General features: G+C 68.6%; 13 protein-coding genes. 5 read left to right on the forward strand and 8 right to left on the reverse strand.

All coding sequences use genetic code 11. The features are described 5' to 3' along the window. Nucleotides 1-7: 7 nt before the first annotated feature. Together H3H37_RS13390 and H3H37_RS13395 are read right to left on the reverse strand one after the other, a co-directional pair. Complete coding sequence (locus H3H37_RS13390) at nucleotides 8-1,426, reverse strand: efflux transporter outer membrane subunit (RefSeq protein WP_182163243.1); 1,419 nt, start codon at nucleotides 1,424-1,426, stop codon at nucleotides 8-10. Beyond that, nucleotides 1,423-2,073: a CerR family C-terminal domain-containing protein gene (locus H3H37_RS13395; protein ID WP_229218826.1), complete on the reverse strand. Its 651-nt coding sequence runs from the start codon at nucleotides 2,071-2,073 to the stop codon at nucleotides 1,423-1,425. Before H3H37_RS13395 ends, H3H37_RS13390 begins: the two co-directional genes overlap by 4 nt. A gap of 215 nt (nucleotides 2,074-2,288) precedes the next feature. On the opposite strand from H3H37_RS13395, the gene H3H37_RS13400 reads away from it, so the two are divergent. Next, nucleotides 2,289-3,749, forward strand: coding sequence for a DUF1800 domain-containing protein (locus tag H3H37_RS13400; RefSeq protein WP_182163247.1), 1,461 nt, complete (start codon nucleotides 2,289-2,291; stop codon nucleotides 3,747-3,749). 18 nt (nucleotides 3,750-3,767) lie between these two features. Then, nucleotides 3,768-5,009, forward strand: a complete 1,242-nt coding sequence (locus tag H3H37_RS13405) for a DUF1501 domain-containing protein (protein ID WP_182163249.1) — start codon at nucleotides 3,768-3,770, stop codon at nucleotides 5,007-5,009. Between the two features lie 237 nt (nucleotides 5,010-5,246). Here the strand turns inward: H3H37_RS13405 and H3H37_RS13410 are convergent, their stop codons facing one another. The 5 genes from H3H37_RS13410 to H3H37_RS13430 all read right to left on the reverse strand — a co-directional run bounded on the left by H3H37_RS13410 (nucleotide 5,247) and on the right by H3H37_RS13430 (nucleotide 9,919). Next, nucleotides 5,247-5,996, reverse strand: a complete 750-nt coding sequence (locus H3H37_RS13410) for an SDR family oxidoreductase (RefSeq protein WP_182163251.1) — start codon at nucleotides 5,994-5,996, stop codon at nucleotides 5,247-5,249. Between the two features lie 151 nt (nucleotides 5,997-6,147). Next, the gene (locus H3H37_RS13415) at nucleotides 6,148-6,996 is read right to left on the reverse strand and encodes a response regulator (RefSeq protein ID WP_182163253.1); all 849 of its coding nucleotides are present in this window, start codon (nucleotides 6,994-6,996) and stop codon (nucleotides 6,148-6,150) included. 36 nt (nucleotides 6,997-7,032) lie between these two features. After that, the gene (locus H3H37_RS13420) at nucleotides 7,033-8,385 is read right to left on the reverse strand and encodes a hybrid sensor histidine kinase/response regulator (RefSeq protein WP_182163255.1); all 1,353 of its coding nucleotides are present in this window, start codon (nucleotides 8,383-8,385) and stop codon (nucleotides 7,033-7,035) included. Nucleotides 8,386-8,586: 201 nt separating this feature from the next. Next, nucleotides 8,587-9,324, reverse strand: a complete 738-nt coding sequence (locus H3H37_RS13425) for a 2OG-Fe dioxygenase family protein (protein WP_182163257.1) — start codon at nucleotides 9,322-9,324, stop codon at nucleotides 8,587-8,589. A gap of 106 nt (nucleotides 9,325-9,430) precedes the next feature. Further along, the gene (locus H3H37_RS13430; protein WP_375539999.1) at nucleotides 9,431-9,919 is read right to left on the reverse strand and encodes a MarR family winged helix-turn-helix transcriptional regulator; all 489 of its coding nucleotides are present in this window, start codon (nucleotides 9,917-9,919) and stop codon (nucleotides 9,431-9,433) included. A 121-nt stretch (nucleotides 9,920-10,040) separates the two neighbouring features. Between H3H37_RS13430 and H3H37_RS13435 the strand changes: the two genes are divergently transcribed. Continuing rightward, entirely contained in the window at nucleotides 10,041-11,180 is a 1,140-nt protein-coding gene (locus H3H37_RS13435) for an HD domain-containing phosphohydrolase (protein WP_182163259.1), read from the forward strand. A gap of 53 nt (nucleotides 11,181-11,233) precedes the next feature. Continuing rightward, a complete protein-coding gene (locus tag H3H37_RS13440; RefSeq protein WP_182163261.1) occupies nucleotides 11,234-13,147 on the forward strand; it encodes a CHASE domain-containing protein in 1,914 nt (637 codons plus the stop codon). Between the two features lie 42 nt (nucleotides 13,148-13,189). Here H3H37_RS13440 and H3H37_RS13445 read toward each other — a convergent pair whose 3' ends face one another. Further along, nucleotides 13,190-14,266 (reverse strand): M29 family metallopeptidase, encoded by a 1,077-nt coding sequence (locus tag H3H37_RS13445; protein ID WP_220456432.1) that lies wholly within the window; start codon nucleotides 14,264-14,266, stop codon nucleotides 13,190-13,192. A gap of 147 nt (nucleotides 14,267-14,413) precedes the next feature. On the opposite strand from H3H37_RS13445, the gene H3H37_RS13450 reads away from it, so the two are divergent. Next, nucleotides 14,414-14,866, forward strand: a complete 453-nt coding sequence (locus H3H37_RS13450; protein WP_229218827.1) for a hypothetical protein — start codon at nucleotides 14,414-14,416, stop codon at nucleotides 14,864-14,866. Nucleotides 14,867-14,963: the final 97 nt, after the last annotated feature.

The raw sequence follows: 14,963 nt of genomic DNA on the forward strand, positions 1-14,963 counted from the left end.
TCGGTGCTCATTGCGGTTGTTGTTGGGGCGCGGTCCAGCCGCCGCCGGCGGCGCGGTACAGCGCGACCAGGGCGGCGCTGCGTTCGCGCCGCAGGCTGATGACCGTGTTCTCGGCGGCCAGCTTGGTGCGACGCGCGTCTTCCAGTTCCAGCAGGCTGGCCATGCCGTTCTTGTAGCGGTCTTCCATGGCTGTGAACGACTCGCGGTAGCCTTGCAGGGCGGTGTTGGCGTCGCCTTCGCGCTCGCCCGTGCTGTGCAGGTTGACCAGCGCTTCCTCCACTTCGCGCACGGCCTGGCGCACGCTGGCGCGGTAGCTGACCACGGCCGATTCGTAGCGGGCGCTGGCCGCGTCCACGTTGGCGCCGCGGCGGCCGTTGTCGACCAGTGGCAGCGTGAGCGCCAGCGGGCCGATGCTCCAGGTGTCGAGCTGCGTGCTGTGACCGCCCGTGCTGAAGTTGGCCGCGCCCACGGCGCCGGTCAGCGTCAGGCGCGGGTAGCGCTGGGCGCGCGCGTTGCCCACGTCGGCGCTGGCGGCCGCCACGGCCCGCTCGGCGCTGTACACGTCGGGACGCTGGCGCAGCACCTGGGCTGGCAGCGCATCGATGGCGATGGCGGGCGGGGCCACCGGAGCGACCTGCGCGAGGCGCGCGCGCAGCTCGGGTTCGGGCAGCGCCGTCAGCGCCACCAGGGCTTTCACGCCGACGTCGCACACGGCGCGCTGGGCCACGGCGCGGTTGTTGCCATCGGCGGCGCTGGCGCGGGCCAGGGCCGCCGTGGCGGGCGGCTGGAAACCTGCGCGGGCAGCCAGTTCCGTCAGGCGCGCCGTGTCAGCGCGCGAGGCGGCATCCTGACGGGCCACGTCCAGTTGTTGTTCGCAGGCGCGCAGCGCGTAGTACTGGTTGGCCACTTCGGCAGCCACCGACACGCGGGCGTCGTGCCAGCCCGCCTGCGCGCTGTCGAGGCGGGCCTGGGCTGCGTCGCGCGCGGCGCGGCCTGCGCCGAACAGGTCGATCTCCCATGACGCTTGCAGAGCCGCCTGCGCCGTGGTGCCCATGGGCAGGGCGGACTGCTGGCTGGCCCGGCTCACGCTGGCCGCCGCATCCAGCGACGGCGCCAGCGCGGCGCCGCTGGCCACGCGTTCGGAGCGGGCCTGGGTGATGCGGGCGCCGGCGCTGGCCACCGTGGGACTGGCTTCCTGGGCCGCCGTGACCAATTGCGCCAGCAAGGCGTCACCTTGCTGCTGCCACCACTTTGCCAGTTCCGTCACGCTGCCGTCGTGCGGCAGCGGCGCTTGCCACTGGGCGGGCAGCGGCGCGGCCACCTGCTGCGCCGGGCCTTGCACGGCGCATGCGGTCAACGTGCTTAATGTACCCAAGGCGCCGGCCACGGCCAGCACCCGCGCTGTCCGTTGTAGTGCTCTCGTCATGCTGTTCCTTCCTTGCGGTTGATCTGTTCGGCCACCACCAGCGCCTCGCCGTAGCGGGCCAGCTTGTGCAGCCATTGTTCGATCGCTGCCGGCGTGGCCAGCAGTTGCGGGGTGATGGCGGTGACGATGTCGCGCCCCACCATGATCTGCACGGCCAGCGCGGCCAGCGCGTAGGCCAGCCGGTGCACCTCGTCGTCGCCCTGTTCCAGGTTCAGGTGGCGGCACAGCACGCGCACCAGGGCCATGTGCTCGGGGCGGATGCTGTTGTCGATTTCGGCCGCCCACAGGCCGGTCGGTTCCAGCCGCTCGCGCAGCCACAGGCGCAGGAACAATTGGGCGCCATCGTCCTGCTGGAGCGGCGCCAGCATCTGGCGGTAAAAGCCCAGCAATGCTTCGCGCAGCGTGAAATGGGCTTGGTCGTATTGGGCGATGTTGGCTTCGGGCGCCGGGCACATGCCCTCGAACACGGCGCGGTACAGGCCTGCTTTGTCGCCGAAGTAGTAGCTGATGGCGGCCACGTTGGCGCCCGCTGCCTGCGCGATCTCGCGCGTGGAGGTGCGCGCGTAGCCCTGTTCCGCGAACAGGCGCATGGCGGCCAGGCGCAGGCGCTCGCGCGACTGTTCGCCGTCCGAACGGGGCTTGCGCATGTCGTCGGGTGGGCGGTGTGGGGGGGGATTTGTTTGACTCATCCCGGCATTACATCACGGATTTCAAACAATTGATATAACTAAATCGGACGTTTAACTTTTTATGTGGAAGTTGTCCGTAACAAATGCTTACTGACGATACTTGAGTACGCACACTTCTGCGCGGGCGCCGGCGCTAGAATGGCCGCACCGCTACGCCACCGAGGATATCCGCCATGAATGCCACGCGCAGTATCGCCACCGCCGCCGCCGTTGCTGCCTTGCTGTGGCACGGCGCGGCCGGCGCCACCGACATACCGCTGCCGCCGGAGCAGGCCGCGCTGCATGTGCTGAACCGGCTGGGTTATGGCCCCCGTCCTGGCGACATCGAGCGCGTGACCCAGATGGGCGTGCAGCGCTACATCGACAGCCAGCTCCATCCTGAATCCATCCCCATGCCAGCCGCCCTGGCGGCGCGGCTCGATGCGCTGGAGACGGCGCGCCAGCCGGCCGGCCGCACGCTGGCGCAATTCCTGGCCGTGCGCGAGATGGCCAGGGACGAAGGCGAGGAGGGCAAGGCCAGGCGGCGCGCCTTGGTGGTCAACATCGCCGAGCAGACGGCCGAAGCGCGCCTGGCGCGCGCCGTGGACAGCCCGCGCCAGCTGGAAGAAGTGATGGTCGATTTCTGGTTCAACCACTTCAACGTCTTCGAAGGCAAGGGGCTGGACCGGGCGCTGGTGGCCAGCTACGAGCGCGATGCGATCCGCCCTTATGCGCTCGGCTCCTTCCGCGATCTATTGGGCGCCACGGCCCACCATCCGGCCATGCTGTTCTACCTCGATAACTGGTTGTCGACGGCGGACGGCTTCGTGCCGCGCCGGGCCAACGCCAAGGTCAAGACGGCTGGCCTGAACGAGAACTACGCGCGCGAATTGATGGAGCTGCACACGCTGGGCGTGGACGGCGGCTACACCCAGCGCGACGTGCGCGAGCTGGCCCGCATGCTGACCGGCTGGACCTTCAACCCGCGCGCGCTGGCGCTGCGCAACGAGGGCTTCGTGTTCGACGCGCGCCGCCACGACCGGGGCGACAAGCAGTGGCTGGGCCGCACCGTGCACGGCGGCGGTCAGGATGAAGGGGAATACGCGCTCGACGTGCTGGCCATGCACCCGGCCACGGCCCACCACATCAGCTACGAGCTGGCCCAATACTTCGTGCAGGACGCGCCGCCGCCGGCCCTGGTCGATCGGCTGGCGCGCAGCTACCTCGATAGCAAGGGCGACATCCGTACCGTGCTGGCCACGCTGTTCGCCAGCCCCGAATTCATGGCGCCCGAGGCGCAGGGCGCCAAGTTCAAGACGCCGTACCAGTTCGTTGTCTCGGCCGCGCGGGCCGGCAGCGCGCCGCTGGCCGAGGTCAAGCCCGTGCTGGGCGCGTTGAACCGTCTCGGCATGCCGCTGTATGGCTGCCAGACGCCGGATGGCTACAAGAACACGGAGGTGGCCTGGCTCAATCCCGATGCGCTGAGCCGGCGCATCGGCATCGCCACCGCGATGGGTCGCACGCTCGATGCGGGCGCGCTGCAGGCCACGCTGGGCGGTGCTGTTTCGCCGCGCACGCGCGACGCGGTGGCCGCCAGTCCCGAACCACTGCGCGCCGCCATGCTGCTGGGCGGCCCCGATTTCATGCAGCGCTGAATGCGCGAAGGAGTGACCATGCAACGCCGAGATTTCATGCACGCGCTGGCCGCCGGGGCCGGACTGGTGATCCCGCTGGGCCGCCATGCCTGGGCCGCCACGGCGGCCGAGGGCAGCGGCAATGGCCGCCGCCTGATTGTCATCATGCTGCGCGGCGCCGTCGATGGCCTGAGCGTGGTGGCGCCCGTGGGCGACCCGCATTACGCGCGGCTGCGGCCCACCATCGCGCTGGCCCGGCCTGGCGCCGAGGGCGGGGCGCTGGAACTGGATGGCTACTTCGGCCTGCATCCGGCGCTGGCGCCGCTGCTGCCGCTGTGGGAGCAAAAGAAGCTGGCCTTCGTGCACGCCAGCGGTTCGCCCGACGCCACCCGTTCCCACTTCGACGCGCAGGATTACATGGAGTCGGGCACGCCCGGCGCCAAGGCCACTGCGGACGGCTGGATGAACCGGCTGGCCGGGGCGCTGCCCGGCACGGCCACGCCCACGCGCGCGCTGTCGATCGGCCCCACCATGCCGCGCATCCTGTCGGGCCGCGTGCCGGCCGTCAACCTGGCCGGCGGCGCCGCCGGCACCCGCGCCAATGTGCTGGACCGGCCCGCGCTGGGGCGCGCCTTCGACCAGTTGTACGCCAACCATGCGCGCTTCGGTCGCGCCTACCAGGCGGGACGCGATGCGCACCAGGAAGTGATGATGGCCGCCACCGACATGGAGATGCAGATGGCCGATGGCGGCGCGCCGCTGCCCAACGGTTTCCCGGACGACGCGGCGCGGCTGGCCACGCTGATGCGCAACGATCCCAATATCCAGCTGGCCTTCGTGGCGCTGGGCGGCTGGGACACGCACGCCAGCCAGGGCGCGGCCAAGGGGCAGTTGGCGAACCGGCTGGCGCCGCTGGGGCAGGGCCTGGAAGTGCTGGCGCGCCGGCTCGGCCCCTTGCTGGACCAGACCACCATCGTCGTCATGTCCGAGTTCGGCCGCATGGCGCGCGAGAATGGCAACGGCGGTACCGACCATGGACATGGCAACGCGATGTGGGTGCTCGGCGGCGGCGTGGCCGGCGGCCGTGTGTATGGCGAGTGGCGCGGCCTGGCCGAGGATCAGCTGAACGAGGGACGCGACCTGCCGGTGACGACGGATTTCCGCACCGTGCTGGCCCAGATCGCGCAGCGCCACCTGGGCCTGGCGGAACGCGAGCTGGCGCAGGTGTTCCCCAACATGCCAGCCCAGCGCACCAGGTTCAGCGTGTTGCGGTCCGCCTGACGCGCGTCTGAAAGGTGCCGTCAGCGGCGCCGGTTTTGGAATGGGAACAGAACTGAACCGGGCGCAGAAAAAAAATCGCCCACTACCTTGCGGTGCGGGCGTAATTCCAATGTTCAGCGAACGGTTGGAGGAGACAGTTCCAATATAGGCCGATTCATGGTGCGCTGCAATACAGTAGAAATACTAGGCCGATCTGTTAATGATGTCGAAAGAGTAACGCGGTGACGCCGCGCGTGATCACAACTGGCTCATGCCGCCGTCCATGATCAGTTCCGTGCCGACGATGAAGGCGGCCTCCGGGCTGGCCAGATAGAGCACGGCGCTGGCCACTTCATCGGGCGTGCCGAAGCGCTTGAGCGGCACTTGCGACTGGATGCCAGCCGCCACCGCGTCCAGCTGCTCGGGCGCGATTCCCAGCTTGCCGTACAGCGGCGTGGTGACGGGGCCGGGGCTGACCACGTTGACCCGCACGCCACGCCCGATCAGTTCCGCCGACAAGGTCTTGGCGAACGAGATCAGGGCCGCCTTGCTGGCCGCGTACACGCTGGAGTTCTCCATGCCGATGTGGGCGTTGATGGAGCCGTTCAGGATCACGGCGGCGCCCCGGTTCAGCAGCGGCGTGATGGCCTGGATGGTGAAGTAGGCGCCCTTGACGTTGGTGTTGAAGGTGGCATCCCAGAACGCGTCGTCCACGCCTTCGAACGGCGAGAAGCGCGCCACGCCGGCGTTGATGAACACGGCGTCCAGCGTGATGCCGCGCTGCGCCAGCGCCGCGCCCAGCGCCTTGGCCGAGTCGCTGTCGGCGGCATCGCTCAGGATGGCGATGGCGGCGCTGCCCAGTTGTTCGCGGGCCGCGTCCAGCCTGGCCTGGTCGCGGCCGGTGATCACCACGCGGGCGCCTTCGTTGACGAATTGCCGGGCGGTGGCCAGGCCGATGCCGCTGTTACCGCCAGTGACCAGTACCGTTTTGTTTGCATAGCGTTTCATGTCGAGCTCCTGATGGATGGTGTGGATACGGGGGCGGTCCGTTGTGGGCCGCGCTGGAATCCACTATATGATTCACATCAAGACTAATCAATCGGAAAAACAAGCATGAAACGTTCATAAAATATGAACTGATATCGGCGATGCAGCGGCCTTACGGGGCAGGGGACGGGGCCGCAGCCGCCAGGCAGGCCGTGATCTCGTCCACCAGTTTTTTCGGGTCGATCGGGTGGGCCAGCAGGCGCGCCGGATAGCGCCGTCCGCACGGCACCCACGCCACGCTGGCGTCCAGCGCGGGGCGCAGCACGATCAGCGGCAGCCGCGAGAAATGCTGCAGCGCCGGGATGGGGAACGCTTGCAGCGCCGCCTCGTCGTCGGTGCCGCAGTCGCACAGCAGCAGGTCGAACGACTGCCCGGCGCAGGCTGCGGCTTGGGCGGCGTTGGCCGCCACCGTCAGCGTGTAGCCCAACTGACTGAGCACGGTGGCCAGCAGACCATGGTTGGCGGGCGCCGCGTCGAGCAGCAGCACGCGTGCGCGGGCGGTGGCGCCGGTATCGGACTCGCGCAGGGCGACAGTGTCCATGGCCGGCCAGTCCGTGTCGGGCGCGGGCGGCGCCGGCTGGCCGGGCCGCAGCGGCGGCGGCAGCCACGCGGCCAGCGCTGGCAGCAGTTGCTCCGGTTCGAACGCCTTGGCCAGCCAGCCGTCGAAGCCGGCCGCCAGCAAGGCGGCGCCGCCATCGTCGGCCGGTTCGGCGCTGGCCGCCAGCACCGGGATGGCGCGCGTGGCGGGATCGGCCTTGAGCTGGCGCAGCACGCCGTGGCCGTCCAGCTTGGGCAGGCGCAGGTCGCACAGCACCAGGTCGGGCCGCTCGCGGCGCGCGGCCGCCACGCCCTGTTCGCCGTCCCAGGCCGACAGCACGCGGTAGCCGCAGGCTTCCAGCAGGTAGACCATCAGGCTCATATTGGCCGGGTTGTCCTCGATCACCAGGATAGCTGCCGTCATGTGTCCCTCCGCTGCGGCGCGCGGCCGCCACTGCGCTCAGTGCCGGGGTTTGAGTGCCAGCGTGAACGTGCTGCCGTGGCCGAAATCGCTGGTGAAGAACAGCGAACCGCCGATCAGGTTGGCCAGGTTCTGGCACAGGTACAGGCCCAGCCCCGCCCCTTCGGCGTGGCGGGTCGAGGTGGAGTCGAGCTGCGAGAACGCCTGGAACAGCTTGGCCTGGTCTTCCACGCGGATGCCGGCGCCACTGTCGGCCACGGTGAATTCCACGCGCGGGCCGTCCTCGCTGTCGCGCACGGCCAGGCTCACGCGCACCGTGCCTTTTTCCGTGAACTTGATGGCGTTGTTGAGCAGGTTGAGCAGGATCTGGGTCAGGGCGCGGCGATCCGTGTCCACCGTCAGCGGCTGCTCGGCCAGCACCACTTCCAGCGCCAGCCCCTTTTGCAGCGCCAGCGGGCGCACGCTGTCGATCGCTTCGGTCACCAGTTGCTGGCACTGCACCGGCTCCACCGTCAGCGACACCTTGCCCGCTTCGATCTTGGCCACGTCCAGGATGTCGTTGATCAGCGAGAGCAGGTGGCGCGCGCTGGCCCGGATCGTGTTGAGCTGCTTGTCCTGCTCCGTGGTCAGGGGGCCGGGCAGTTTCATCAGCAGCGCGCCCGTGAAGCCGATGATGGCGTTGAGCGGGGTGCGCAGTTCGTGCGACATGTTGGCGATGAAGGCCGACTTCATGCGGCTCGCTTCGGCCAGCTCCAGGTTCTTCAGTGCGATCTCGCGGTTGATGGTTTCCAGTTCGCCCGCGTGGTGGGCCAGCCGCATGTTCAGTTCGATCACCTGGCGCTCGCGCGCTTGCAGTTCGCTATTGACCTGCACGGCCTGTTCGTAGGTGGAGATCAGCAGGTCGAGGATTTGCTGGCGTTCGGCGTTGATGAAGTGCTTCTGGTCGCCCAGGTAGAGGGCGATGCCGATCTCCATGTTCTGGCTGCGGCGCAGCTTCTGGTTCATCAGCATGTGGCCGATGCGGTTGAGCAGGTACTCCTCCGAATAGGGCTTGCGGATGAAATTGTCGGCGCCGCATTCGATGCCGCGGATGATGTCCTTGGGGTCCGTCAGCGAGGTGACCAGGATGACGGGGATGTCGCGCAGCGCGTCGTCCGTCTTGATGGCGCGGCACAGCGTGTAGCCATCCATTTCCGGCATCACGATATCGGACAGCACCAGTTGCGGCTTGCTGGCGCGGATCGCCTCCAGCGCCAGCCGGCCATTGCCGGCCACCCGCGCGCGGTAGCGCATCGACTGGATCAGGCGGCGCAGCCGCTCGGCCTGGGTCGGGCTGTCCTCGACGATCAGGATTTCCGTTTCGTCGGGCTGAATTTCATAACTGGAGTCCACAGGCTGTCTCCTGGAGTCAGGTTCGCGCTGGCCGGCGGCCGGCGCCGGCGTGGACGGGCCGGCGGGGCCGCCCGTGCCGGTTGTTACGGGCTGCTTAGTTGCTGCTTACTTGTTGATTACGGGCTGGTGATACGGGCTGGTGAGACTATATCGGATTTAGCGGCGCCGCAGTGCAAATTCGCCGCCCTCGTGTGCGCGCTGCTACGCGGGCAAGCCCTGGAACGCGCCGGCCCGGTAGGTCAGCACCAGCGTGTCGCGGTGGCCATGCGCGCCGAGCGGCTGGATCGGGGTCGATTCGTGGATCACGGCCGCGTCGTCGAGCAGCAGCAGCGACCACGGCTCGGTGAGCGTGAAGCGCTTGCCGTTGGGGCCATCGGCCTCGAAGATGCGGGTCTCGCCACCCTTGATGTCGCGCCGCCCCACCAGCAGCACGGCCACGAAATCGACGCCGTCGCGGTGCGCCCCTTCGGGCGTGGGACGGCCGATGCCGTCCGTGGTGTCGATGCGGAACTGGTGCGCCTCGATGTACCACGGATGGGCGCCGCGCGCGGCCGTGCACAACTGGCCGATGCCGCGCACCAGTCCCTGCCAGGCCGGCCGCGCCACCGTGGCCGGCTGCACCGGCTCGAACAGGCGCTGCATGCCGCCGTGCAGGGCGTTGTATTCCAGCGGTTGCCAGTGCGGCCGGTGCGCCGTCTGGCGCAGGCTGTCGCCATCCTGCACGAAGCACGAGTGGCGCCGGCGCCGGTAACGCCCGCCGTCCTTCAGGTAGTTGTCGAGCGCCAGCTCGTCCCAGGACGGTTCCAGCGCAGCCAGGTCGGCCAGCGTGCAGCCGGCCAGGCTGGCCACGTCCTGGGGACGCAGCAGCGCATAGCCTTGCTGGCGCAACGCCTGCGGGACGAATTCGGGAGCGGTGAAGGTAGGGGCGGGAGTGGTCATGGATGGCTGCGATGAACGATGAGCGATGAACGATGAGTCGAAGTGCGGGGTGCAGGCATTTTACGCCGTGCGCCGCGCTTGTGCGCGCGGGCGAACCGGCGCGCCGTCAAACGGCTTGCAGCAGGCTGGCGCGCAGCGCGTTCAATTCGTTCTTCAGGCTCACCACCTGATCGAGGCTGCAACGGGTGGCGCCGATGATCTCGGGCGGCAGCGTGGCCGCTACGTGGCGCAGCGCGTCACCGGCCGGGGTGAGCGTGATGATCACCTGGCGCTCGTCGCTGGCGGCGCGCGCGCGGGTGAGCAGGTCGGCCTGCTCCATGCGCTTGAGCAGCGGCGTGAGCGTGGCCGAATCGAGGAACAGGCGTTCGCCCACTTCCGTCACGGTCAGCCCGTCGCGCTCCCACAGCACCATCATCACCAGGTACTGTGAATAGGTCAGCCCCAGCTTGCGCAGCAGCTTGCGATACAGCTTGCTCATGGCCAGGGAAGTGGAATACAGGGCGAAGCACAGCTGGGCGTCCAGCTTGGGCACCTGGTGCAGCGGCGATGTCGGCGGGGTGGCCGGTGTGGAGGGTGTGGCGGTCGTGGTCATCATGGGACCAGTATAGATAGCGCGCTATTCAATTGCAAGCATAGCGCGCAAAAAATGCGGCGTGGCGCGGGGGCTCAGGTATGATGATAAGTGGAAACTAATACTCAGTAAGGGGTTGCCAGGCATGGACGTCCACCACAGGGCCATCGTACTTGTCGCCGATGGCGCGCCGGCGCAGCGTGCGCAGTTGGGCGCACTGCTGCACGATCAGTACACGCTGCGCGAAGCCGGCGATGGCGCCGCCGCGCTGGCGGCCGCGCGCCAGTTGCCGCGCCCGGACCTGCTGCTGCTGGAGGCGACCCTGCCCGGGGCCGATGGCCTCGACGGCCACGGCGTGCTGGAACAATTGCGCGCCTGTCCCGATACGGCCGCCATCCCCGTGCTGATGCTGGTCGACGGCGGCGAGCCGCAGGCGGAGCGGCGCGCCTGGCAGGGCGGGGCGGCCGATGTGGTGCAGCGGCCGTTGCTGGCCGAGGCGTTGCAGGCGCGCGTGGCCACCCACGTCAAGCTGCGCCGCTCGCGCGAACTGCTGCGCCACCAGGCCGGCTTGGTCGAGCACCTGGTGCAGGAACGCACGGCCGAACAGGACCAGATGGTGGAAGCGGTGATCTGGGCGCTGGCCGCGCTGGCCGAATCGCGCGATCACAAGACCGTCAACCACATCCGGCGGGTCCAGCATTACGTGGCCGCGCTGGCGCGCCAGTTGCAGCCGCAACCGCGCTTCGCGCCGGAGCTCAGCGACGCCAACATCGCGCTGCTGTTCCAGGCCGCGCCGCTGCACGACATCGGCAAGGTCGGCATCCCGGACGCCATCCTGCTCAAGCCGGGCCGGCTCACGGAGGAGGAGTTCGCCGTCATGCAGCGCCATACGATCTACGGACGCGACGCGATCGCGGAAGTGGAGCGCCACCTGGGCCGCAGCACCACCTTCCTGCGCTACGCGCGCGAGATCGCCTATTCGCACCAGGAGAAGTACGACGGCACCGGTTATCCGCAGGGCCTGGCCGGCGACGCCATCCCGTTGTCGGCGCGGCTGGTGGCGGTGGCCGCCGTGTATGATGCACTGATCTCGCGCCGCGTCTACAAGCCGGCTTTTACCCACGAGACGGCGCTGGAACTGATTCGCCAGGGCAGCGGCGAACAGTTCGATCCCGACCTGGTGGACGCCTTGCTGATGGTGGAGGAGGAGTTTCTCGACATCGCGGCCCGCTACGCCGACGTGGTCGTGGACAACGGAACGACGGCGCCGGCGGTGGCGTCATAAAATAAGCGGCCGGCCCGCAGCCGGCCCGGGGCAGCTTGGAGGCAAGGCAGGCCATGCGCAAGCAGGGATACGTCGCGTTCATCGTCGGGCTGTGCCTGACGGCCGCGCTTTGCCTGTTCGTCTCCGGCGAACAGCAGCGGCAGCGGCGCGACATTTTCCGGCGCGACGCCGACAAGATCACCCACGCCACCGAGGTGCGGCTGCGCACCTATTTCGACATGTTGCTGGCGCTGCGGGCCATGTATGCGCACGACGACAACATCGATCGGGCCGAGTTCCACCGTTTCGTCGCCGCGCTCGACCTGGGGCGGCGCTACCCCGGTTTCCAGGCCATCCAGTTCGTGCGCGCCGTGCCGGCGCCGCAGTTGGCCACGTTTGCCGACACGGTGCGGCGCGATACCAGCCTGACGCCGCAAGGTTATCCCCAGTTCCGCGTGCATCCCGCCGCGCTGCGCGACACCCACTTCGTGATCGAATACACGGAACCGCTGGCCGGCAACGAGAACGCGTTCGGCCTGGACCTGGCAGCGCTGCCGCCGCACTTGCGGGCGCTGGAACTGGGCCGCGACGACGGCGCCATCGTCGCCACCGAGCGTATCACGCTGGTGCAGGATGCCACTGGCGAACCCGGTTTCGTGGCGCGCGCGCCCATCTACCGCAACGGCGCGCCGCTGACCACGGTGGCGGAGCGGCGCGCCGCACTGGTGGGCTTTGTGGCCATCGTCTTCAAGGTCAATACGCTGATGCGCGAAGTGATCGAGCCGGGGCTGCTCAACGATGTGTATGTGCGCCTGCACGACACGGGCTACCTGAAGGATGGCGCCAGCCAGCCGCCCAGCGCTGACAACCAGCTGTTCGACAGCGGCGGCCGGATCGGCGCCGCGCGCCTGCCGGCCTTGCCGGGCCTGAGCGCCAGCGACAGCCTGGTGGTGGGCGAGCGCCGCTGGCTGTTGCGGGTCGACGGCCATGACGGCGCGCGCTACAGCGGCGTGCCCACGCCGGTGCTGCTGACGGCCGCTGCGGGCCTGATCATCAGCGCGCTGGTGGCGGCGCTGATGATGGCCAAGCAGGGACTGGAAAGCAGCCTGGCCGAACTGGCGCGCCAGAAGGACAACGCCGACGCGGCCCATGCCGACCTGTCGGCCGCGCTGGCCAGTCTGCAACTGGCCCAGGCCAATTTGATCACGTCGGAGAAGATGGCGTCGCTGGGGGCGCTGGTGGCGGGCGTGGCGCACGAGCTGAACACGCCCATTGGCAACAGCCTGCTGACGGCCACCGCGCTGGGCGACCGGGTGACCGACTTCGAGCGCAAGCTGAGCGGCGAGGGCGGCGTCAAGCGCTCGGCGCTGGTAGCCCACCTGGCTGACGCGGGCAAGGCCTGCGCCATCATCGCCGCCTCGCTGGCGCGGGCGGCGGACCTGATCACGTCGTTCAAGCAGGTGGCCGTGGACCAGTCCAGCGGCCAGCGTCGCCGCTTCCTGCTGGAGGCGGTGGTGCGGGACATGCTGGCCACGTTTGCCGTGCAGCTGCGCCACGCTTCCTGCACGGTGGAGGTGGACGTGGAACCGGGACTGGAATTGCTGTCCTATCCGGGCAGCGTGGGACAGGTGCTGAGCAACCTGCTCAACAACGCGCTGCTGCACGGCTTTGACGGTGGCGGCGGCACCGTCACCATCAGCGCCAGACGCCAAGGCGGCCAGGGCGGCCAGGGCGCGCATGAAGCGGTGCTGCGTTTTGCCGACAACGGCAAAGGCATGTCCGAGCGCACGCTGCGCCAGGTGTTCGATCCGTTCTTCACCACGCGGCTGGGACAGGGTGGATCGGGGCTGGGCATGCACATCGTCTACAACATCGTCACCGGCGTGCTGCACGGGCGCATCGACGTGCAGTCCACGCCGGGCAAGGGCACCTGCGTGACGCTCACGCTGCCGCTGGAGGCGCCTGTGTGGGAGCCGGCCGCCGGCTGAAGTGGTGATGGCATGGCGGCGCGCGCAGGCCGCCGTCCGGCTTCACACCCGCCAGGCGCCGTCCTGGTACACCAGCTCGTCGTCCAGGTAGACCGCCTCCGTCACCGCGAACACGTCCACGTGGTAGCGCGCGTCCTTGCGCCGGATCTGGGGCTTGGGATAGACGCCGTGCTTGGCGCCCAGCGACAGGTGGATGCCGCACATGCGCTCGTAGGTGCCGATGTCGTTGACCGTCAGCTCGCGCGAGAATGCGCGGTTCATGCCGAAGCCCAGTTCGCGCAGCCACACCTCGCCCTCGTGGGCGCGGACGATGGCCAGCATGTTGTCGAAGGCGGGCGTGCTGTGCTCCACGCCCGTTACCCGGCCGCGCTCGACGATCAGGGTGATCGGGTGCTCGGGGCGGTTGACGAGGAACTGGGTGTCGCCGAACACGAAGATGCGCACCCGTCCGTGGACGGCTTCCAGGTCCAGCGCCTCGGTGAACACTTCGCCGAGCGGGAACTGGCCGCCCACGTTGTTCATGGCGCTATAGTCGCCGATATTGAGCTTGGCCGGCTCGAACGGGGAGCCGAACACGAGGCGCTCGCCGCCGCTGTCGATCACGCCGCCGGCGGCGCGGTCGATGCGCGCCTTGAGCGCGTGGCCCACGCCGCGGTAGTAGGCCGGGTCGTAGGCCAGCGCGTCGATGTAGTGGCGGCCCTGCTCACCGGGCATGCGCGACAGGTGCACGTGTTCGATCACTTTCAGCCCACGCTTGAACAGCTCGATGCGGATGCGGAACGCTTCGAGCCGGAAGCTGGTGGACTGGATCAGCACCACCAGGTCGCCGGGCGCCATGCGGGCGAAGGCGTCCAGCACGTGTTCGGGCGTGACGGTGTCGAAGTCGATGAAGGTGGCGCCGGGGATGGCGCGCCGGTAGGCTTCCGTCAACGCGCGGTTCAGGTCGCAGCGGTTGTCGTGGACGATCAGGGCGCCGTGGCTGGGCGCGTATTCGATGGCCAGTGCCAGCAGGTCGCGCACGTTGCGCGCGGCCGTGTCCACCGTCGTCGCGGCGAGCTCCCCATATGGCGCGGTGGCGGGCGGGACCGGAGACGGGAAAGCGGGGGCGGCGGACGTCATGTTGTGGCGGATCAGTGCAATTGGGAATGTTGTGCATTATACGGTGGAACAGGGGGTGCTTTCTTCTTGTACAGGACCGGGGTGCGTTGTAGAATTCAGAGAAATATAGCCCCTGGGAAACAAGTTTCACGTCATGAGGAATGCCCGATGAGCATAACGATGGGACAGGATTTGCCGCTGGAGCGGCCCGACGCCGAAGGCCGCGCGGCCCTGTTCGTGCCCACGGCCGCCATCAAGGAGGACGTGCTGCAGACCATCCGCAAGGGCGCCGCCGTGGTCGGATTCGGCAACCATGACCGCACGCTCACCATCTACTACGAGAGCAACCGCTTCAACGAGCCGCTGCTGGTCAAGTGGGAGCAGAAGGCGCGCAAGGCGTACGACCGGCTGGTCGACAACCTGCCCACCGTGTCCAAGATGACGGCCAAGATGGAGCATTTCGAGCAGGTGGGCTACATCAACGGCAAGGGCATCACGATCCGGCGCATGGCCAGCCTGATGCGCTGGCTGGAGCAGTCCGAGGCACTCGACAGCGCGCCCGCCGCCGAACTGATCACGTTCACGCCGCCCCCGCCGCCGAAGAAAATCGTCGCCGAATAAGCGCGCAGCCGGCCGCGCCGCATCCAAGCCACACCCTTGTTGCGGCCGGATCAACTCCGCCCCAATTTTCTTGGGCGTATTGAAACTTTCTTGTGAG

The sequence above is a fragment of the Rugamonas brunnea genome (assembly GCF_014042345.1).
Taxonomy (GTDB): Bacteria; Pseudomonadota; Gammaproteobacteria; order Burkholderiales; family Burkholderiaceae_D; genus Rugamonas; species Rugamonas brunnea.

What these genes read in the sequence shown, in the direction of transcription:
- H3H37_RS13390 (WP_182163243.1), bottom strand. Translation starts at nt 1,426, where the DNA reads ATGACGAGAGCACTACAACGGACAGCGCGGGTGCTGGCCGTGGCCGGC.
- H3H37_RS13395 (WP_229218826.1), bottom strand. Translation starts at nt 2,073, where the DNA reads ATGCGCAAGCCCCGTTCGGACGGCGAACAGTCGCGCGAGCGCCTGCGC.
- H3H37_RS13400 (WP_182163247.1), top strand. Translation starts at nt 2,289, where the DNA reads ATGAATGCCACGCGCAGTATCGCCACCGCCGCCGCCGTTGCTGCCTTG.
- H3H37_RS13405 (WP_182163249.1), top strand. Translation starts at nt 3,768, where the DNA reads ATGCAACGCCGAGATTTCATGCACGCGCTGGCCGCCGGGGCCGGACTG.
- H3H37_RS13410 (WP_182163251.1), bottom strand. Translation starts at nt 5,996, where the DNA reads ATGAAACGCTATGCAAACAAAACGGTACTGGTCACTGGCGGTAACAGC.
- H3H37_RS13415 (WP_182163253.1), bottom strand. Translation starts at nt 6,996, where the DNA reads ATGACGGCAGCTATCCTGGTGATCGAGGACAACCCGGCCAATATGAGC.
- H3H37_RS13425 (WP_182163257.1), bottom strand. Translation starts at nt 9,324, where the DNA reads ATGACCACTCCCGCCCCTACCTTCACCGCTCCCGAATTCGTCCCGCAG.
- H3H37_RS13430 (WP_375539999.1), bottom strand. Translation starts at nt 9,919, where the DNA reads ATGATGACCACGACCGCCACACCCTCCACACCGGCCACCCCGCCGACA.
- H3H37_RS13435 (WP_182163259.1), top strand. Translation starts at nt 10,041, where the DNA reads ATGGACGTCCACCACAGGGCCATCGTACTTGTCGCCGATGGCGCGCCG.
- H3H37_RS13440 (WP_182163261.1), top strand. Translation starts at nt 11,234, where the DNA reads ATGCGCAAGCAGGGATACGTCGCGTTCATCGTCGGGCTGTGCCTGACG.
- H3H37_RS13445 (WP_220456432.1), bottom strand. Translation starts at nt 14,266, where the DNA reads ATGACGTCCGCCGCCCCCGCTTTCCCGTCTCCGGTCCCGCCCGCCACC.
- H3H37_RS13450 (WP_229218827.1), top strand. Translation starts at nt 14,414, where the DNA reads ATGAGCATAACGATGGGACAGGATTTGCCGCTGGAGCGGCCCGACGCC.